Origin of the sequence: Aurantiacibacter suaedae (assembly GCF_005434915.1) — a bacterium.
GTDB classification, from domain to species: domain Bacteria; phylum Pseudomonadota; class Alphaproteobacteria; order Sphingomonadales; family Sphingomonadaceae; genus Alteraurantiacibacter; species Alteraurantiacibacter suaedae.
Genome location: NZ_SKCG01000001.1, coordinates 169,065 through 189,262, shown reverse-complemented (window position 1 = coordinate 189,262; position 20,198 = coordinate 169,065). Strand labels below are relative to the sequence as shown.

At 60.3% G+C, this 20,198-nt stretch carries 14 protein-coding genes, 1 tRNA gene and 1 pseudogene; 6 read left to right on the top strand and 10 right to left on the bottom strand.

All coding sequences use genetic code 11. The annotated features are described in order from the left end of the window. Positions 1–18: 18 nt before the first annotated feature. A complete protein-coding gene (locus E0473_RS00950; RefSeq protein ID WP_161981461.1) occupies positions 19–945 on the bottom strand; it encodes a sensor histidine kinase in 927 nt (308 codons plus the stop codon). Positions 946–1,136: 191 nt separating this feature from the next. Between E0473_RS00950 and E0473_RS00945 the strand changes: the two genes are divergently transcribed. Beyond that, complete coding sequence (locus E0473_RS00945) at positions 1,137–1,670, top strand: phosphoribosyl-AMP cyclohydrolase (protein ID WP_137678999.1); 534 nt, start codon at positions 1,137–1,139, stop codon at positions 1,668–1,670. 132 nt (positions 1,671–1,802) lie between these two features. Here the strand turns inward: E0473_RS00945 and E0473_RS00940 are convergent. Further along, a pseudogene (locus E0473_RS00940) lies at positions 1,803–2,513 on the bottom strand (GntR family transcriptional regulator). 282 nt (positions 2,514–2,795) lie between these two features. Here E0473_RS00940 and E0473_RS00935 point away from each other — a divergent pair. Beyond that, complete coding sequence (locus E0473_RS00935) at positions 2,796–9,125, top strand: hypothetical protein (RefSeq protein ID WP_137678998.1); 6,330 nt, start codon at positions 2,796–2,798, stop codon at positions 9,123–9,125. A 507-nt stretch (positions 9,126–9,632) separates the two neighbouring features. On the opposite strand, the gene E0473_RS00930 is transcribed toward E0473_RS00935, so the two are convergent. From E0473_RS00930 to E0473_RS00910, 5 genes are all read right to left on the bottom strand, one after another. Further along, a tRNA-Met gene (locus E0473_RS00930) sits at positions 9,633–9,709 on the bottom strand. A gap of 106 nt (positions 9,710–9,815) precedes the next feature. Beyond that, positions 9,816–10,328, bottom strand: a complete 513-nt coding sequence (locus E0473_RS00925) for a 2'-5' RNA ligase family protein (RefSeq protein ID WP_241657271.1) — start codon at positions 10,326–10,328, stop codon at positions 9,816–9,818. Between the two features lie 41 nt (positions 10,329–10,369). Then, on the bottom strand, positions 10,370–11,338 hold the full coding sequence (mltG, locus tag E0473_RS00920; RefSeq protein ID WP_137678996.1) for an endolytic transglycosylase MltG: 969 nt from the start codon (positions 11,336–11,338) through the stop codon (positions 10,370–10,372). A 1-nt stretch (position 11,339) separates the two neighbouring features. Continuing rightward, positions 11,340–12,599, bottom strand: coding sequence for a beta-ketoacyl-ACP synthase II (fabF, locus tag E0473_RS00915; protein WP_137678995.1), 1,260 nt, complete (start codon positions 12,597–12,599; stop codon positions 11,340–11,342). Positions 12,600–12,698: 99 nt separating this feature from the next. Beyond that, positions 12,699–12,935, bottom strand: a complete 237-nt coding sequence (locus E0473_RS00910; RefSeq protein WP_119591335.1) for an acyl carrier protein — start codon at positions 12,933–12,935, stop codon at positions 12,699–12,701. Positions 12,936–13,176: 241 nt separating this feature from the next. Between E0473_RS00910 and E0473_RS00905 the strand changes: the two genes are divergently transcribed. Next, on the top strand, positions 13,177–13,611 hold the full coding sequence (locus E0473_RS00905) for a ferritin-like domain-containing protein (protein ID WP_137678994.1): 435 nt from the start codon (positions 13,177–13,179) through the stop codon (positions 13,609–13,611). 104 nt (positions 13,612–13,715) lie between these two features. Here E0473_RS00905 and aspS read toward each other — a convergent pair whose 3' ends face one another. After that, positions 13,716–15,563 carry an aspartate--tRNA ligase gene (aspS, locus tag E0473_RS00900; protein ID WP_137678993.1) on the bottom strand — a complete coding sequence of 616 codons (1,848 nt, stop codon included), beginning with the start codon at positions 15,561–15,563 and terminating at the stop codon, positions 13,716–13,718. Between the two features lie 190 nt (positions 15,564–15,753). Here aspS and rnd point away from each other — a divergent pair, with 190 nt between their 5' ends. Both rnd and E0473_RS00890 read left to right on the top strand, forming a co-directional pair. After that, positions 15,754–16,956 (top strand): ribonuclease D, encoded by a 1,203-nt coding sequence (gene rnd / locus E0473_RS00895; RefSeq protein ID WP_137678992.1) that lies wholly within the window; start codon positions 15,754–15,756, stop codon positions 16,954–16,956. 26 nt (positions 16,957–16,982) lie between these two features. Beyond that, the gene (locus tag E0473_RS00890; RefSeq protein ID WP_137678991.1) at positions 16,983–17,879 is read left to right on the top strand and encodes a hydrogen peroxide-inducible genes activator; all 897 of its coding nucleotides are present in this window, start codon (positions 16,983–16,985) and stop codon (positions 17,877–17,879) included. Between the two features lie 12 nt (positions 17,880–17,891). Here E0473_RS00890 and pgsA read toward each other — a convergent pair whose 3' ends face one another. Next, positions 17,892–18,485, bottom strand: coding sequence for a CDP-diacylglycerol--glycerol-3-phosphate 3-phosphatidyltransferase (gene pgsA / locus E0473_RS00885; RefSeq protein ID WP_137678990.1), 594 nt, complete (start codon positions 18,483–18,485; stop codon positions 17,892–17,894). A gap of 120 nt (positions 18,486–18,605) precedes the next feature. On the opposite strand from pgsA, the gene E0473_RS00880 reads away from it, so the two are divergent. Continuing rightward, positions 18,606–19,919 (top strand): MFS transporter, encoded by a 1,314-nt coding sequence (locus E0473_RS00880; protein ID WP_137678989.1) that lies wholly within the window; start codon positions 18,606–18,608, stop codon positions 19,917–19,919. Positions 19,920–19,929: 10 nt separating this feature from the next. Here the strand turns inward: E0473_RS00880 and E0473_RS15450 are convergent, their stop codons facing one another. Beyond that, complete coding sequence (locus E0473_RS15450; protein WP_137678988.1) at positions 19,930–20,133, bottom strand: hypothetical protein; 204 nt, start codon at positions 20,131–20,133, stop codon at positions 19,930–19,932. Between the last annotated feature and the right edge of the window lie 65 nt (positions 20,134–20,198).

Sequence of the window (20,198 nt, the reverse complement as noted above, 5' to 3'; positions counted from 1 at the left end):
GACCCCAACCTTCGTCAGCTATCCGCAAAAAGGGTGTTCTGCGCCCTGACGTAAGTCCGCCTCCACCAGCACCGGGCATGGTTGACCGGCGTGCTTGCGGATGTTCGTTATCGCCTCTTGAGCAACACGGTAAAGTGTTGTTTCGATGACATTCGGCAGGCGATCTTCACTCGCACGCAACCGTTTGGTCACGCGATACCCGTCGCGTTCGAGGTCATCGCAAAGAGCCTCCAGCGCGGCGCTGAAGCCAAGGTCGTCAAGAATGGTCGGGCGCAGCCCGGCGATCACGCCGCGAAGCTCTGTGACAAGGCCGCGCGCAATCTGGGTGAGCTGTTCGCGCTGCGCCAAGAAAGCCTCCGATTTGGCCTGAGCGGTGGCACCTTCAAGCAAGCGAAGCAGCGCGGTGGCAGTCTGAGCGACACCGTCGTGCAGTTCGTAGGCGACGCGGCGACGCTCGTCCTCTTGCGCGCTGAACATCCGCGCGACCAGCGTCTCAAGCTGCGTCTCGCGCTCCTGCAATATCGCAAGCAAGTGCTCCCGATCCCGCTCGCGTTCGACTCTCTCGACAGCCGTCCCGACCAGATCGAGCAACATCCGGCAAGCTTCCCGGTCTTCCTCATCGGCAATCGCATCAAGCGACGCGAGGCCTTCGATCTGGACCCGGCAAAGCACGCCGCCCTCCCGACCTGGGGCTTTAATGGCTATCCCAGTGGCGCCGTCCGCTGGCAACAGATCTGCCCCGCGGCCGCCAACAAAGAAGGCCAGCCGGGCAAGCGAACGCCTCACGACCTCGTCAAGCGTGACCGAGTCCGCCTCGATCAGGTCGCCGCCGACATTCGAAAGCAATCTGAGCCGCGCAGCACGCGCTTCGGCCGCGCGATAGAGTTCGCGCAGTTCCCCGACCGTCTCGATTTCGGCGGTGAGAACAGGCAGCGGATCGGTCATGCGAGCCATTCTACGAGAACCTGCAAGAAGTGCATAGGCCATCCGGCCTAGGCCGCAAAGCCAGCCACCCGGCTGATTTCTCGCCGCTGCCAGCCTCCTACCTTGGCAACATCGAAGGGCCAATCCTGAGATCATGTTCCACGCAGCCACCTCGCGGCCGCGCCAACCGAGGACCGAAAGGGAGACTATCCATGAAGAGCAACCTTGTCGCCGCTGTTGCAGCTACCCTCGCCCTTGCCAGCCCGGCTGCGGCACAGCACGCGGGCACCCCGATCACCACCGAAGAGGTCGAAGCGGCTCAGAAAGCGTGGGGTGACGGAATCGTAGCAATCAGCCGCACCCACACTCAAGGCGCCGACTACGCCTCGCGCGCTCGCGCCCATCTCGACGACCTCTACAATTACGATCACGGCATGGTGCTGTTCAAGCCGACCCTGGCTTCCGAAGATCAATTCCGCGGCACCTATGACGAAGCAGTAAGCTATTTCGTAAAGGGTATGCGCTCCGAAGACAGCGGCTTTGCCATCAAGGGCTGGACCGATGTGCGCTTCGAGAACGAGGGCATAATCACCCAAGATGATAATGCCATGGCCATGGGCAACTACTATTTCACCGGGCCAGACGGCGCAGAAACCAAGGTCGAATACACGTTCGGCTATGTTCGCGATGAGGATGGCAAGTTGCGTATCAACGTCCATCACAGCTCGGTGCCATACGTGCCCTGAGCGTTACGCTGACTCTGGCGCCAGGGTGGCGGACAATCTACCAACTAAACAACTTAGCGGGAAGGCCCCGCGACCTGCCTTGCCGCAACTAAAGGCGAAGGCAGGCCCGCAGGCCGACCCCTTAAATCTCCTTTAGTTCGCTAACGAACTCATAGCGGTCGCCGCGATATCCGAACGGGTAAACTCCACCACACGGCCATCGGGAATGCGTGTCAGCCGCGCGATCCGCAACACCTCTGAGTTCTGCTTGACGCTGAGGATCCCCGCCTCGTTCGGAGTCGCCAGCAATGCCCGCACACGCTGCTCGCCCTAGGTTGGCCGAAAGCCATGCCGATCGAGCGGTTCGTAAACAGAATCACCCAGCATATCGAGATCAGGCAGGAACTGCGCCGGGATGACGGCATGTTCGATGGCCAATGGCTCTCCACCCGCAAGACGAACGCCGCCAAGACGAGCGACCTTCGCACTGGCCGACACTTCCGGCGAGGCGGCCTCTTCCTCGGTAGGCTGAGCATAGGTGTTGTTAATCCAGACGACACCGGGCGCCTCGCCGCGCGAACGGGTTTCATCGCTGAAACTGCTGAGCTTGCTGCCAGGCGCTTTGATACGGCTGGCGACGAAGGTGCCTGAGCCTTGCTGGCGGACCAGAACACCCTCTTCAATGAGCTGCTCGATCCCCTTGCGCACGGTAACGCGTGACAAACCCGCCAATTCGCTGAGGTCGCGCTCTAAAGGCGAGGCGCTACACGGATCTAACCCGCCACTACTGATGTGCTCACGCAGGCTGTGGGCAAGCTGGAGGTCAAGTGGCCCCCTCGTCGTTTCGGCTCCAGGCGATCTCACGCATTCGGTGAAGCTGGAATGCCGAACTCGAGGGAGCTGCGCAATGCGCGCTTGGCGATAGAGAGCCGGTTCATAGTCGTGGTACTAATGTCCGCCTTGGATGTTATACCAAATCACAAGCATTAGAAATGGACGCGCTCCAATCAGGGACACCTCGTGCAGATATCGCAAATTATCACTAAATTATTGCATTGCAGGATTGCGCCTCGTCCAAATTCGCTGCAGTGAATTCGATATCCAGAATCCTGGGTTTGGGGTGATTGCAGGGGTTGCTCGAAGATTATGACGACAAAGGTTCAGTCGCGCGCAGGTTATCTGCGTGCGTGCAGCGTAATTGCGATTGGTTGCAGCTCAGTCGTCGTTTCCAATCCCGCCAGCGCAGCCTGTTCTCCTGATCCTACGCTGGAGTCCTCGACCACTATCTGCGCGGGCACAGATGCCGACGGGCTGACCGTTACCACCAACGCGACGACCGTTCTCGTCGAAGACGGTGCAAGCGTCTCGCCTTCGTCAGGCCCAGCCATTACCGTAGCGATCGACGCCCCAATCAGCGTAAGCGAGCGCACCGCTACCATACAGGTAAACGGTTCTGTTGATGGGGGTTCTTCCGCAGGCATCGCCCTGACCGAGGGCACACTGCTTTCTGGCTACTGGATATCCACCGAGACCGATATCACCGTGGGTGAAACTGGCTCAGTCACCGGTTCCCACGGCATCTTGCTTGGGCCGGTTACCGAAGGGACCGGCTATACGTTCGGCACACTGGACAATGCTGGAACGATCAGCGGGACCGCTGGAGCCGCAGTCTTGTCGCAAGGTAGGTCCGTTACCTTCACCGAAGTCACCAATCGGTCCACCGGCACGATCTATGGCCTGTCCGGCGCATTTGGGACGATAGACAACGCGGGCCTGATCGACGGCAGCTCTGGCAGCGCGATCGCCCTCAGTGGACAAACTCAAGCCTATTCGCGAGCGATTACGAACTCTGGCAGCATCGTCTCATCCGGCCTGCCTGCCACAATTGATAACCTGAACATGGAAATCACGAACAGCGGCGAGATCGCAAACACCGGGAGCGGAGCCGCGATCTCAGGAAGCAGCGACTATTATGTGCGTGTGACCAACAATATAGGCGGTACGATCACGTCAGCGCAGGGCAGCACCTTGACCTCGGGCCGCAGCCTGTCGCTCACCAATGCAGGGACAGTGGCCAACCTTGGAACCGGAATGGTCATGGAAACAGCGTCTGCATATATCAAAAACGAGGCGGGCGGAACGATCCGGTCGACGGGAACGGCGATCTCTGTTTCCGAGACCCTAACCTTAATCAATGAGGGCACAATCATCGGCGACATCCTGGCCGGTTCGAGCTCGAACATTGGCATTGATGGGAGCAACGTCGATTCGACGAAAGGAACGATCACCGGCGATCTAATCTTCGGCGCAGGACAGGATGTGCTCCATGCTCTTTACACCGACGAGGGAGAGCTGGTCACAGGCGTTACCGGGGCGATTGATGGCGGAGCCGGGAGCGACTTGGTCCAGCTCGATTTCACGGCCGATCGGACGCTCGACGCCGAGATCGTGCTGCCGACAAACTTCGAGAACATCGTGCTGGCGGCCAGCAGCGGTGTGACAGTCACTCTGGCCGATGGCTTCTCAAGTGCTGACACGATGGTTGTTGGCGGTCCTGGAACTGTTCGAAACGAAACGAGCCTTACTGGCGATGGGGTCGTTATCTCCACACAATGGTGGATTGTATCAGGAAGACCCTCACTTGAGAACGCGGGCACTATCACCAGCGCCGGGATGTCGGGAGATTACGCTCTCGACCTATCGCCCGTAGATCGTTTTTCCAATTCGGGGACGATTGTTTCGCAAGGTGGAGGTGTCAATCTCTATACCTATGAGTTTACAAACTCAGGTGCGATCGATGCCGTAGACACAGCCGTTAAGCTCCACATCAGCGGACCCGCTGTAAACTCGGGCACCATCCATTCAAGCGACGGGATTGGTATGGAGCTTTCGGGCTCTTACGGCGATGCTCTGACCAACAGTGGAACCATCGAGGGGAAGGCCGTTGGTGTAGCGCTCGGCGCGGCCCTCATCAACACCGGCACAATTTTCTCATCAGGGACAGGCATTGCCCTTAGTAACTCCGGCATTCTTGATAACAGGGCTGGTGCCACCGTGACAGGTGACGTCATGGCCATTGCTCCCGCTTCGTCACGGCTCTGGAACGCCCGCGTCTACAATGCCGGCGTGATTGAGGGTGATGTTTCCTTCGGCCAGACCTACGCCTCGTTCTACGGTAACAACAATACTTTCTACGCCCTCGAAGGTGGTATCCTCAACGGAAACTTGGCACTGGGCAACGGCGACTTTCTCGTGACCTCGATAAACAATAAGGGCGATGGAGATTTTGCCGGCATAAACGGAACTGTAAGCGCCTCGAATTCGCATCTGCGCTACGAGGTCAACAGTGACACAAGTGCCCTTCTTGCATTGCCCCAGGGTTTTTCATCGGTCGGCTTTCAGTTGCACGACGATGCCGCTCTGACGCTGAAGACCGATGAAACCTACACCTCACAATTGCTTGTGTCCGGCGTCGGAAGTGTCGACCTCACTTTGGATATAGAGGTTATTGATACCGGAGCGCTCTCAGGCACTGCTATGATTTCGGCATACGAGTATTCAAGCGAATCGCGAGCACTTAACGTAATCAGCCACGGCATGATCTCGGCAACAATTTATAATCCCAAGCTTTACCCAGCTGCCGCCGTGGTCCTCGGTTCGAACGATGTGTTCACCAATACCGGAACTGTTACGCTTACCGATTTGCGGGACGTCACCTACAACACACTATCGGCGATCTGGAATGCCTCCGTCATAAATACAGGCACGATTACAGCCAATGGCGGCACCGGAATTTACGGCTCCGAGAATATCGAGAACTCGGGAATCATCACGGCAAGTGGTCTCGCCATCGATGGCTATGAGAATACACTCGTTACTAACTCCGGAACTATTTCGAGCACTGGATCGGCGGCAATCCAGTTCACCTACGGCTACAACTCAAGTATCGCCAACACGGCCGAAGGAATTATCACAGGCGAGGATGGCGTCGCGATCCAGTCGAGCGGCGGAACTGTGCGCAACGCCGGTAAAATTGTCGGTGATGTCAATCTGGGCTGGTCAAGCTACGGCTATTCGGCGACGAGCGGAACCTACTTCGCCGATGGCGGCACCATCGAAGGCGATCTCCTGTTCGGTTCGGGCAGCGACATCCTCATCGAAACCGGATCCGGCTTCGGTGTCAGCGGCACAATCGATGGCGGCAATGGCGATGACTCTGTCGGCCATGTCCTGCCCGCAAGCGGGACCGTCGCGCTGGGTGGCGACCTTCCAACCGGCTTCGAGCACGAGTTCGCGGGCTCATTGGGTAGTGATACGGTCACTACGATAACCAGCGAAGCAATGCTGGAACATGACTTACTCGTTGCCGGAAATGGCCAAATTGTAAATCAGGCTTCGACCAAAGGCAGCCTGACCGGTTTCTATTTCTCGAGCAATTCGGAACTCTTGGCCGACTTGAAGGCTCCGCTTGCCAGCCTTGTGAACGAAGCGGATGTCGCAGGCGGGATTTCGCTGAACGTCGTATCGCTGACCAACACCGGGATGATTGGTTCGGATATCCGCCTTGGAGCAGCGGTTTACCAGACGGCCACCGGGCAATTCGCGTTCGCGAACAGCGGGACGATTGCCGCTGGAATGAACTATTCAGCGCTCACTATTTACGCCACCGATCTGGCAAGCGGTAGCTTTACCAACAGCGGATCAATTACCGGTGCCGATGCAGTTCTCGCGTACCGTTTCGCGGAAGACGCTGAGTTACCGAATCTATCTTTCACCAACAGCGGTACGATGACGCTGGATAGAGGAGTTCTAATCACTAACGAGGGGTCGCCAAACACCTATTCGCTGACGATTGCCAATTCGGGAACTATTTCATCGTCGTATTGGGGAAGTGCAGCGCTAAATCTCGAGGCAGGCGGTAGCGGGACCATCAGGCTTTCCAACGGAGGGACGATCGGCAACGACGGTTCTGGTTATTCGGGCTATTTCTACAATTGGACCCGGCTACCGGACGGCGGTTTTGCATACGTCGAGGTCCCGATTACCGGTGTCGCAAGCGCAATATCGATCGAGGGCGATAGTTCGAGCGCCCAGATAAGCACGATCGTCAATGCCGGAACCATTAGGGCTAGCGGATCACTGAGCACGGCGATCCGAACACGCGGTGGGCTCGATCTGACGAATACAGGTACAATCTCGGGCAGTGTCGGCTTCGTCTTGGCGGACAATGATCGTGCTGCCCTTGAGGCTGGCACGACGCGCTTTGCAGGCGCGATCCAAACGTTTGGCGAGGCAGCCGACACGATCACCAATAGCGGGACGATCTCGGGCTCGATCGATCTCGGCAGCGGCAATGACGCGATCGCCAATACCGGCACAATCGCGGGCGATGTCTGGCTTGGGGCAGGAGATGACACTTTCACCCAGTTGCTCTCCGCAGTATTCGATGGAACTGCCGATGGCGGCGACGGCCTCGACACCCTCGCCTTCGACATCACTGGCGGTGGCACATTGAGTGCTGCGAGCTTCGCCCCTTTCATCAATTTCGAAGCCTTCAGGCTTACTGGCACCGGAGAGATTACGACCAACGGGGTGATGCCCGTCGAAACTCTTCAGATCGCCTCTGGTGCCTCGTTCGAGCTCGCCGCTGGCTCCACTCTGCAAACTCAGGGTTCGGTGGCGCTTACTGGTAGTGATGGCGCCGAAACCCTAATCAACCACGGGCTCATTATCGGTGACGTTGTGCTTGGCGGGGGCGACGACACCTACGAGTTTTATTCAGGGTCGTCGGTGACCGGGACTGTCAATGGCGGCGCCGGTTATGATCGCTTGGCCTTCTACCTCGCGGGTTCTGACCAGGCACGCGACACGCTGGACCTTGCCCCATACACCAGCTTTGAAGAATTCGTGATGGGCAGCGGAACTGGCGAGTACGCTGGCGAGGTTGCGTTCGACAGCGTCTCGGTTGAGGGTGGCCGCCTGATCGGTGCGGCAGGTTCCACACTGCGGGCGCCGGGCGGCATTCGCGTCGCCAGAGGGGCGACATTTGGCAGTGCGGGCACCGTTATCGGCAATGTCGATGTCGCTGGTACACTTTCGCCCGGCGCCTCGCCGGGTACGATGACAATTGACGGCGATCTCTCGCTTGCGTCCGGATCGACAACCTATTTCGAGATGACTGAGGCACAGAGCGATGCCATCCTGGTTTTGGGCTCAACCACAATCGCGAACAGGGCCACTTTGGAGTTGAGCGGCAGGCGCGCTTACAAAGCAGGCACTCCGGCATATACCCTGATATCGTCTATCGGCGGCATCTCAGGCAGCTTCGCCACGATCACCAAGAGTTCGCAAGTCTATGGCTTCGTACGTCAGGAAGGTGAATCGCTTGTCCTTACCAACACTCTTCTGGCCCCTGCCGGAGCTAGTGCGCCACTTACGGCCACGGTGGCGCGGATCAATGCGATGATGGAAGATGGCAGCGGAAGCGAGGCGTTTTACGCCGCAGTGCCGACGCTGGCAGACATAGGCGGCAGGGCATTTGGCGCCGCCATCGCAACCTTGCATCCCGAAGCTTATGCTTCGGCCGCACAGGTTGGCATCGACGATGGCCTGGCAATTGCCTCGGCAGTGCGATCCGACATCAAGGCATCAGGTGCGCGGGCAGGACTTTTCGCAATGGGCATGGGGCTTGGTGCGTCGAATCAGCTGGCCGGGCGTGCGGGCACGTCGGATGCCGACAACGATCTTGGTGGCATGCTGGCGGGCCTAGGCTATCGCTTCCAGAATCTTACCGTCGCGGCCTTTGGCGGGCGGGCGTATGGCCATCAGTCCATTTCCGCCCTAGGGACGCGGACGAGCACCAGCGGGACCTTCGTGGGAGGCACGCTTGGCTACTCTGTTGGCAGTCTTCAGCTGGGCAGCTCCGTCATCTGGGACGCAAGTTCGGCCACCACCCGGCGGGCCTTGTTCGATGCAAGTTTGCTGGAAAGCACTTATGACCTTCATAGCCTCACGTTCGACGGCTACGCGGCCTATTCGTTTGGGCTTGGCTCCACTGGCTGGAAGGCGGGGCCGCAGCTGACCCTGAGCCACGTGAGGACTAACCGGGCCGGTGCTCAGGAAAGCGGCAGCGAGGTTTTTGGTTTGCAAGTCTCCGCTCGCGACCACCAGGCAACCTTTGTCTCGGCCGATGTGAGGTTCGAACTGGATCGGCAAACACGCGTGCAGCCCAACCTTATGCTGGGTGTACAGCAGCGTGTTTCTGGCGACGCATTACGCGCCAGCGCCGCGTTCGGCGGTAGTTCCAAGAGCTTCACCGTCGCCGGAGCCATGCGCGAAAAAACGCTCGCCCACGTTGGCGCTGGCGTGAATTGGGCAGCGTCGCAAAAGATAGAGTTTTTCGCTCAGGGCGAGATCCATTTCAACGCAAAGGCTAGCGCTGAAACGGTCAACGCGGGTATCCGTGTATTGTTCTAGACCGATAATCGTCGGAACCAGTTGAGGGGTATGGCTAGGCCATGTGCCCCTCGATGGTGAGGATCTTCGCGGGCATTTCGTTGCCCCCAACTCCTGGGCTAAAAAACCAAGTCTGTGTTGGAGGGCCGGCGCTGCATTTCTCACCGTGCGGTGCTGTAATAAACAGCACCGCCCAGCCTATATTTGCATACAGCAAAAGGGGTTCACGATATGAACCAGAGAGGCCATGCAGGCGCCTCCATTCCATCCGCCCCCTCCGACAGTATCAAGCAGTCGAATGAGCGGTAAATAAACCACGTACTGCTGGACGCAGCATGGCGCAGGTGATCGCAAGTAGCGAAAAGACTCCGTCGCGGAGCACTGAAACCTTCCAGACCCCGACGACTTGACGCTCGCTTACACCTGCTTGGAAAGCGCGTCTGCCATCATCGAATGATGACCAACCTCTCTGCGGATCCCCGCGGCGTGTCAGGCAGCATATTACGCGAAACTGAGATCTGATTGCGATGGTAGCGGAGGAGGGACTCGAACCCCCGACACGCGGATTATGATTCCGCTGCTCTAACCGGCTGAGCTACTCCGCCATACCATGGTTGCCATCGCAGGTTTGCGCTGCAAACACGCTGGCAAGGCGCGCCCTTTAGGTCGCCCTGAGGCGGCGGTCAACCCTGCCTTTTCGCTCTTTGCAAATCAGTCGTCGACACGCGCCTGGCCGCGGAACGAAAAGTCGCGCAAGCGCTCCCACGGCCCGCCCCGGTAGGCGTATAAGCCAAAGCCGCGAAAGGCGAACTCGCGCGGCAGAATTCGCGGCGTAAGCTCGGCCTGAAGCGCTTTGGCTTCCTCCAAAGAAACCTTGTTCTGAATTGTCACATGCAGGCGCGGACGATGCTCGTCCTGCGGAGTGAGCAACCCATGAAAGCGGTCCGCAAGACGCTCCCACAGCGCCAGCATCGCCTCGCTCTCTATACCAAGCGCCGTGCCCCGCCCCAGCTTCATCACGCCGGTCAGATAGGCCGGAACGGGGGCGTGTTCGCGCACCAGCTCGGCCAGCACCGCGCGCACCTCACCCTCACAGCTTGGCGGCAGCGCGTGGAACAGCGTAACGTGCGCCTTAAGAAAGTTGCGCTCTGGCGGAAAGTGCGCCTGCCGCAGCTGGTCGGCGCGCGATTGCAGGCTTTCGGGCAGGAGCGCGGTGACGATCAACGGAGCGGGTCCGCCTGTGTCACCCCCTGCCCGGTCCGGGCTCACATCTCGCCCCGCTCACGGCGCAGCGCATACCACTTCTCGACGTTGGCATTGTGCTCTTCGATGGTATCGGCGAAGGCATGGCCGCCGCTGCCATCCGCCACCATGTAGAGCGCGCTAGTCTCTGCAGGGTTGAGCACGGCGGCAATGCTCGCCCGCCCCGGATTGGTGATCGGCGCCTTGGGCAGGCCCAGCATCGAATAGGTGTTATAGTCGTTCACCGCCGCGATTTCCGACTGGCGGATGCGCCGCCCAAGCGGCTTGCCCTTGGTGATCGGATAGATAATCGTGGGATCGGCCTGCAGCATGATACCCTGCCGCAACCGATTGGAATAAAGCCCGGCGACTTTCGTCCGCTCTGCGGGCAGCGCGGTTTCCTTTTCGACGATACAAGCGAGAATGAGGGCCTCGCGCGGCGTGCTCACGGCAGCGTTGGGCCCGCGCTTTTCCCATTCCTCAGCCAGCGCTGCGGTCATGGCCGACTGCATCCGGTCAAGCACCGCCTGCCGGCTCTCGCCACGCTGGAAATCGTAACTTTCGGGCAGCACCGAACCCTCGGCAGGGATCTCGATCTCGCCGGTAAGCAGCGGCTCGGCCATCAAGGTTTCGTAGACGAGGATCGAAGGCATGCCCTCGGGGATCGTCACGTAACGGCGCAGCACGTCGTTGCTTTGCAGTTTCGAGAGGATCGCCGACCCGCTTGCGCCCCCAGAGATCAGGAACTCGCCCGCCTTGATCGGGTCGCCGCTGCCCAGCAGCTTGGCGCGCAAGGTGAACATTTCCGCAGAACCGATCAGGCCTTCGTCTTCGAGCTTGTCGGCCACCGAGGACAGCGAGGCGCCCGACGGCACGATGAAGGATGTATCCTCCTCTACCGTCGAGGCGCCATACCAGCCCCAGGCGCCCCACCCGACGACAGCCACCGCGACCAGAACAGCAGCGAGCAGCAGTCCGCCGAGCAGGCGCATGTCAGTCTACCTTCTTCATCACCAGCGAGGCGTTGGTGCCACCGAAGCCGAAGCTGTTGTTAAGCACCGCGCGCACTTCGCGCTTCTTGGCCTCCAGCGGCACCAGGTCGACGCCGTCGGTCCCCTCATCCGGGTTGTGCAAGTTGAGCGTAGGCGGAACCACGCCGTCACGCATGGCGAGGATGCAGAAAATGCTCTCCACCGCGCCAGCACCACCCAGGAGGTGGCCGATCGCGCTCTTGGTGGAACTCATCGACGCGCCACCAAGGTCGTCGCCCAGCACGCGCTTGACCGCCGCCAGCTCGATGGTGTCGGCCATGGTCGAGGTGCCGTGGGCGTTGACATAGTCGATATCGCCCGGCCCCATTCCTGCCTTGCGCAGTGCCATGCGCATCGAGTTTTCCGCGCCCTTGCCTTCCGGGTGCGGGGCGGTGACGTGATAGGCATCGCCCGAAAGGCCATAGCCGACCACTTCGGCATAGATCTTCGCGCCGCGCGCCTTGGCGTGCTCGTATTCCTCGAGCACAACCACGCCCGCGCCCTCGCCCATCACGAAGCCGTCGCGGTCTTTGTCGTAAGGACGGCTGGCCTCGGTCGGGCGGTCGTTCATCGAGCAGTTGAGCGCGCGTGCCTGTGCAAAGCCCGCCACGCCGAGGGGGTTGATCGTGCCTTCCGCGCCTCCGGCGAGCATGATGTCGGCATCGTCGTCGCGGATCATGCGGGCAGCATCGCCAATCGAGTGCGCGCCGGTGGAGCAGGCGGTGACCACTGCGTGGTTCGGCCCCATCAGCCCGTATTTGATCGAGACCTGGCCCGAAACGAGGTTGATCAGGCGGCCATGCACGAAGTGGGGCGAGACACGGCCCGGCCCGCGTTCGTGCAGGTTGATCGATTCGCTCTCAATGCCCGGCAAACCGCCAATGCCCGAGCCGATCGAACAGCCCGCGCGCAGGCGCATCTCTTCGGGCATGTCTTCCAGGCCCGCGTCCTCGATTGCCTGCCCTGCGGCATCGATACCATAAACGATGAAGGGATCGACCTGGCGCTGTACCTTGTGATCGACCCGCTTGTTCGGATCGAAGCCATAGTCATGATCCGCCGGCTTTACCTCGCCAGCGATGAGGCACTTCTGACCCGTAGTATCGAAGCGGGTGATCGTGCCGATCCCGCTCTTGCCTGCAATCAGGTTGGCCCAGGTCGTTTCCACGTCAGCGCCCAGTGGCGTGACAAGCCCCAATCCGGTTACGACAACACGCCGCATAGTAGCTCTCCACAATCACAAAAGGCCCAGCCGTTTTGGCTGAGCCTTTGATCCCCGTCCACGATCGGGCGGACCTTTCGCGAACGAGGCGGTCCGACCTCAGTCGGTATGTTCTTCGATGTATTTGATGGCATCGCCGACGGTGTTGATCTTCTCAGCCGCATCGTCGGGGATTTCGACACCGAATTCCTCTTCGAACGCCATCACCAGCTCGACAATGTCGAGGCTGTCGGCGCCCAGATCGTCGATGAAGCTCGCGTCGGGGGTAACTTTCTCTTCCTCGACGCCGAGGTTCTCGACAACGATCTTCTTAACGCGGTCCGCGATATCGCTCATATTATGCCCTCTTGAAGCAATAAGGTTGAATTGCATCCGGCCCTAGTGAAGCCTGACGAAGCTTGCAAGTGCGTCCAGCAGACCATGGTGCAAATGATCCCCTGCCGACCATGGTTCTGAATGCGCAATCGCCGCATTGCGGATCAAAAGCGACAAGCCGTGCGCAAAGGAAGGTTAGTCAGGGATATAAAGCTCTCGCCTCTCGTTGATGGGATAAGAACCTGTTTCGAGGAGAGTTTTTATGTCTGCCAACACCGTGCTCAAAACGCTTACCGACACCGCTTTCGATTCCATCGAAGGTTATACCAACGCCGCCGAGAAGGCCAACAATCCTCAGCTCAAGCAAGCGCTCAACCTGCGGCGATCCGAGCGCGAAAAGACCGTCGCTGCGTTAAATGGCGAAATTCAGCGTCAAGGCGGCGAACTGGTCACGAAGGGCACGCTTACTGGCGAAGCTCATCAGCTCTGGCTCGACATCACTAACGCCTTCGAAGACAATGACGAGGCCGCCGCAGAGCGGGTCGAAGAAGGAGAGGACTATCTGCGTAAGAAGTTCGAAGCCGCGCTGAAAGATGACGATTTGGACGCAAGTTCACGCTCGGTAGTGCAGCAGTGTTATGCCGAAATCTGCGAAGGCGAGCGCTTCGGCGATATGATTGCCAAGCAGTTCGACTGATAAAGTGTAATCCTCAATTCCGCTAAAAAGACAGGGCGCGATCTATACAAAGATCGCGCCCTGTTCTTTTGGAGCTTGCCGAATCTCAGCCGCTTGCGAGCAGCCTACTCTCCGTCGCGCTCTGCGGCATTGCTGTTCATATCGGTCTTTTCGGCGGTGCTCGCTTCTTTTTGCGCCTCGACCGCTTCGCCCGACAGGCGAATGTGCACGTCGCGCAATTGCCGTGCCGATACCATCGAAGGCGCGCCCATCATCAGATCTTGCGCACGCTGGTTGAGCGGGAAAGCGATGACCTCGCGAATGTTCGGCTCATCGGCCAGCAGCATCACGATACGGTCGATACCTGGTGCCGAGCCGCCATGCGGCGGCGCGCCCAGTTTGAACGCCTCGATCATGCCCGAGAAGTTCGCATCGACATCTTCCTGCGTGTAGCCGGCGATCTCGAACGCTTTGTACATGATATCCGGGCGATGGTTCCGGATCGCCCCGGAAGACAGCTCATAGCCATTGCAGACGATGTCGTATTGCCAGGCAAGAATATCGAGCGGGTCGGAGTTTTCCAGCGCATCCATCTCGCCCTGCGGCATCGAGAACGGATTGTGGCTGAAATCGACCTTCTTGAGGTCTTCGTCGTACTCGAACATCGGGAAGTCGACGATCCAGCAGAATTTGAAGCAGTTCTCCTCGATCAGTTCGAGGATTTCGCCGGTGCGGGTGCGCGCGGCGCCTGCCAGCTTGGCAGCGTCCTTCTCCTTGCCCGCGGCGAAGAACAGGCCGTCATTCTCGCCAAGGCCAAGCTCCTCATAAAGCTTGGCCATGTTTTCCGGGCCGTGGTTCTTGGCGATCGGCCCGCCGAACTCGCCGCCTTTGCGGGTGACGTAGCCGAGCCCGGCAAAGCCCTCCTTCTTCGACCAGTCGTTCATCTCATCGAAGAACTTGCGGCTCTTCTCCGCCGTGTTCGGCGCGGGGATCGCGCGGACCACACCGCCGCCGCCAACGATCTTCTCGAAGATGCCGAAGCCCGAACTGGTGAAGTGGTGCGAGACATCCGAAATCTCGATCGGGTTGCGCAGATCGGGTTTGTCGCTGCCATATTTCAGCATCGCTTCCTTGTAAGGAATGCGCGGGAATTCACCGGCAGGCGTAACCGTCTTGCCGCCCGAGAATTCCTCGAACACGCCGGCGAGCACCGGCTCGATGGCCTGGAACACATCTTCCTGCGTGACGAAGCTCATCTCGAAATCGAGCTGGTAGAATTCGGGGCTGCGGTCGGCGCGCAGGTCTTCGTCGCGGAAGCACGGGGCGATCTGGAAGTAGCGGTCGAAGCCGGCCACCATCAGCAGCTGCTTGAACATCTGCGGTGCCTGCGGCAGCGCATAGAAGCGGCCCGGATGCAGGCGGCTCGGCACCAGATAGTCGCGCGCGCCCTCGGGGCTCGAAGCGCCCAGGATCGGGGTCTGAAACTCGTTGAAGCCTTGCGCGATCATCCGCTGGCGCAAGCTCGAAATCACCTGCGAACGCAGCACGATGTTGTTGTGAACCCGCTCGCGGCGCAAATCGACGAAGCGATACTTCAGGCGCGTTTCTTCCGGGTAATCCTCCGCCGAGTTGACGATCAGCGGCAGCTCCTCGGCGCGGCTCTGTATCGTCACCTCGCGCGCAAACACCTCGATCTCGCCGGTTGGCAGGTTCGGGTTCACCACCTCGGGCGCGCGGGCCTTCACATCGCCGTCGATAGTGACGACCGATTCCAGCTTCAGCTTTTCGAGTACCGGCAGCGCCGGGGAATCGCTGTCGGCCACGATCTGGGTCATGCCGTAATGGTCGCGCAGGTCGACGAATAGCACTCCGCCATGGTCGCGCTTGTTATGCACCCAGCCCGACAGGCGGACGCTCTGCCCGACGTCACTCTGGTTCAGGGCGGCACAAGTGTGAGTACGATAGGCGTGCATGGGGACTCTTTCCAAAAGGCGGACTAAGGGGCTAAGAGCGCGGTAAGCAAGGGTCGCTCAAAGCCGGTGCTTTACGCGCGCGCTAACAGGGCAAGCCAGTCGCTTTGTCAAGGTCAGCACCGCTGGCGATGGCTATGGCGAAGGGCGTGCCGGTGGTCGGTGAACCGTCCGAACGATGTATGGGAAAGACATGAAGATCCATCCCCTGATTACCAAGTCCGCCGAACTCGCCGAGCTGTGCGAGCGGCTCGCAGAACACGATTTCGTCTGTGTGGACACCGAGTTCATGCGCGAGAACACCTATTATCCGCTGCTGTGCCTGATCCAGATCGGCAATGGCGAGGAAGCCGCAGCGGTCGATCCGCTGGCCAAGGGCATCGACCTCACGCCCTTGTGGAACTTGCTGTGCGAGAACGAAGACGTACTCAAGGTCTTCCATGCCGGCGGGCAGGACGTGGAGATCGTCTACAACTTCACCGGTAAGACGCCGCACCCGATCTTCGACACCCAGATCGCGATGATGGCGATCAGCCAGTCGGAGCAGATCGGCTATGCCAACCTCGTCGAAAGCTGGCTCGGCAAGACCATCGACAAGGGCGCGCGCTTCACCGACTGGAGCCGCCGCCCGCTGACCGAGCGGCAGATCGAATATGCCATCGGCGACGTTACCTATCTGGCCGACATCTTCCCGCGCATCCTGAAAAAGCTGATCAAGACCGACCGCGGCCACTGGCTCGACGCCGAGATGGAGAAGCTGGCCGATCCGGCGAACTATGCCAACGATCTTGAGGTGGCATGGCGGCGCATCCGCGCACCGGGGCGAAATCCGGCAGTGCTCGGGCGGCTTAAGGCGCTCGCCGCATGGCGCGAGACCGAGGCGCAGGGCAAGGACATTCCGCGCGGCCGCATAATCCGCGACGAGACGCTGGCCGACATCGCCAGCCACCCGCCCAAGAAGCAGGCCGATCTCGCCAAGGTGCGCGGCCTGTCGCAGGCCTGGGCAGAGAACGATATTGGCAAACGGCTAATGAAGGTCCTGGCCGGTGCCGAGCCGCTGCCCAGCGATGAGCTGCCCGAACGTGCAGGGCGCGGCGCTCCGCTTGGCAAGGAGGGTGCTTTGGTGGCCGACCTGCTCAAGCTGCTGCTGAAAATCCGCTGCCGCGAGATCGATGTCGCGTCGCGCCTGCTTACCCGTTCTGACGAGATGGAGGCGCTGGCCGCCGGTATCCGCAAGCTGCCGGTGCTCGAAGGCTGGCGCTACGAGGTGTTCGGGCGCGATGCGCTGGAACTGGTCGAGGGTAAGCTCGCTTTCGCGGTCGAGAAAGGGCGGCTGAAAATGGCGCATATCGACGATATTCACGCCGACATGGCCTCGCAGGCGGTGGCGGAGTAGGTTTTCACAACGTCGGAGGTCACGATATGTCTACCTACCTCCCCACCATCAAGCAGCTGCAATATCTGGTCGCGCTGCACGAAACGGGCCATTTCGGCCGCGCCGCCGATGCCAGCTTCGTCTCGCAGTCGACGCTATCGGCGGGCATCCGTGAACTCGAAAACCTGCTCGGCGTGACGCTGGTGGAGCGCAGTCGCAGGGTCGTGCGGTTTACCCCGCTGGGCAATCAGGTGGTGGCCAAGGCGCACCGCCTTCTGCGCGAGGCCGAGGAGCTGAGCGAGCTGGTGCAGGCCGCTGGCCAGCCGCTCTCGGGCGAATTGCGCATGAGCGTGATCCCCACCATCGCCCCGTTCCTGCTGCCCCGCATCCTCCCGCGTCTGCGCAAGGAACGTCCGCAGCTAAAACTGTTTCTTCGCGAGGAGACGAGCGACCACGCCATCGAATCGCTCCATCACGGCCGCGCCGACTGTGTTCTGCTCGCCCTGCCCTTCGCCACCGGCGAAGTGGCCAAGGCCACGATCTGCGACGATGAACTCTACGTCGCCTTCCCCAAAAACGACCCCCGGGATCCGCCAGCCGAAATCCCGCCGGCGATGATCGACGAGGCGCGGCTGATGCTGCTCGAAGACGGGCACTGCCTGAAGGAACACGCGCTCGCTGCCTGCAACCGGCCCGAGCTGCGTGCGAGTGCGACGATGATCGGCACCTCGCTGCATACGCTGGTGCAGATGGTCGACAACGGCCTGGGCCTCACGATGCTGCCCAAAATGGCCCTCGACGCAGGCATTCTGAACGACACGAATGTGGTCGCCCGACCGCTCAAAGGCGCGAAGACCAGCCGCGAGATCGCACTCGTCTGGCGCGCCAATTCACCGCGTGAGGAAGAATTCCGGATGCTGGCCGAGGAACTGCGCGAGGGTTAGGCGCAAGCGGCTTCAATCCATGTGCTTGAGGCCGACCCGCAGGTAATCCCACCCGGTAATCACTGTCAGCACCGCTGCGCCCCAGAGGGTGAACAGACCCACGATGTGCGGCACGTTGTGGGCAATTCCGTCGGCAAAGATAGTCCAGCCGGGCAGCCCCTCGCCAAGGATCAGTGAGCCGAGTGAAATCAGCTGAAAGGTCGTCTTCCACTTGGCCAGCTTGCTGACCGGCACGCTCACCTGCAAACCGCCGAGAAACTCGCGCAGGCCAGAAACGGCAATTTCGCGGATCACGATGATCATCCCTGCGATCACATGCACATCACCGGCATAAGGCCCGTTCAGCACCCCCATCGCCGCCAGCACGAGGATCACCGAGACGACCATGATCTTGTCGGCAATCGGATCGAGGAAAATGCCCAGCTTCGACACCCGCCCGCTCTGGCGCGCCAGCATCCCGTCGAAATAGTCGGTGATGCCCATCACACAATAAAGCGCGAAGGCGGCGAGATAGCCCGCGTGCCAGCCCGGCCACCACAGAAGAGCGGCAAGCAGCGGGATCATCGCGATCCGGCTCATGGTGAGAATGTTGGGCAGCGTCAGCATGTCTTGCCCCTAGTGCGATATTGCGATGGGAAAAAGGCCTTGGCGCATTCAATCGTAAATCCCTAAGGCACTAAGGAGCGCCCGTGGGCGTGAAAGTCCGCAGGCAGCGCGAAGGCATAGATGCTAACCTCGACCTATCTTCTTAAGCAGCAACGCTTCGGCCCGCTGTTCGTCACCCAGCTTTTCAACGCCTTCAACGACAACCTCTACAAGAACGCCATGGTGCTGTTCGTCGTCTACTCGGTCTACAATTCGGCCGCGGCGGAGACGGTGTTTTCGGGTGTCGCCTCGGGCCTGTTCATCCTGCCGTTCTTCCTGCTGTCGGCGCTGGCCGGGCAACTGGCCGACATGCGCGACAAGGCGAAGATCATCCGGATCGTCAAGGCGGCCGAGATCGGAATTATGTTTGTCGGCGCAGTCGGGCTAACGCTTGCCTGGCAAGGCGCGCTGACCAAGGTTGTCGCTCTGCCGCTCATGCTGCTGGCGCTGTTTGCGATGGGCATCCATTCAACCTTCATGGGTCCGATCAAATATTCGATCCTGCCGCAACACCTGCAACCCAAAGAGGTGCTGGCCGGAACCGGACTGGTCGAGGCGGGGACCTATCTCGCGATCATGTCGGGAACGATCCTCGCCGGCTTCATCGAGGTCGAGGTGGCCGCCGTGCTGGTAATCGTAATCGCCGCGCTGGGCTTCGTTTCCAGCCGCAAGATCCCGTCTGCCCCCGCCATCGGTAAGGTCGAGCCGATCGATTTCAATCCCTTCACCGCCTCGGTCCGCATCGTTCGCCGCACGATGCAAAACCGCGAGGTGTTCTACGCCATTCTCGCGATCAGCTTCTTCTGGACCATCGGCGCCGTGCTGTTCATCCAGTTCCCGCCACTGGCCAAGAACGTGCTGATGGCGAGCAAGGAGGTGGCTAGTTTGTTCCTTGTCGTCTTCTCGATCGGCATCGCGATCGGCTCGGTGGCGATCAACGCGCTGCTCAAAGGCGATGTCTCGGCGCGCTTTTCACCCGCGTCGGTGATTGTGATGGGAGTAATGGTGGCGCTGTTCTATTTCGTCTGCCGTGCGTGGAACGCCAGCATCGGCAGCACCGACCTGCTCGATATCGGCGAGTTCATCTCGCACCCCATGGCCTGGCTGGTGCTCGGCGCGCTGCTGCTGATCGCGGTGTTCGGCGGAATGTTCGTGGTGCCGCTCTACGCCTTCCTTACCACGCGGGTGGAAACAAGCGAGGCCAGCCGGACGGTGGCGGCAAACAACATTGTCAATGCCGGGGCCATGGTGATCGGCTCTGTCATTGCGCTGGGGCTCAGCTTCGTCGGCGTTCCGCTGGCCGAGCAACTGCTGCTCAGCGCAGGCATGTGCGTGATCTCGGCCTGGCTCGGCTGGCGGCTGTGGCAAGCCGAAAAGGCCGCGCGCCGCGTCTGATCCTGCCAGCTCAGGCGAAGAAGGTGAAGACGGCGACGAAGCCCGTGCAATAGGTCGCGGCCGCACTCTGGATATCCGCACGGGTGAGCCCTAGGCGAACATGCCAGGGCACGCACCGCTCGACCTCCCCCATTCGCGCGAAGACATGGGGCGGCAGCGAGGCCCGGAACGGGTGGCGTGCCGATTCGGAGGTCAGGACAAGTGCTCTTCTCATGGCGAGGCAGGTTAACGTTTCGGTAACCATTGGCGAGCGCGCCATGGCCTGTGTCCAGAGAGGGG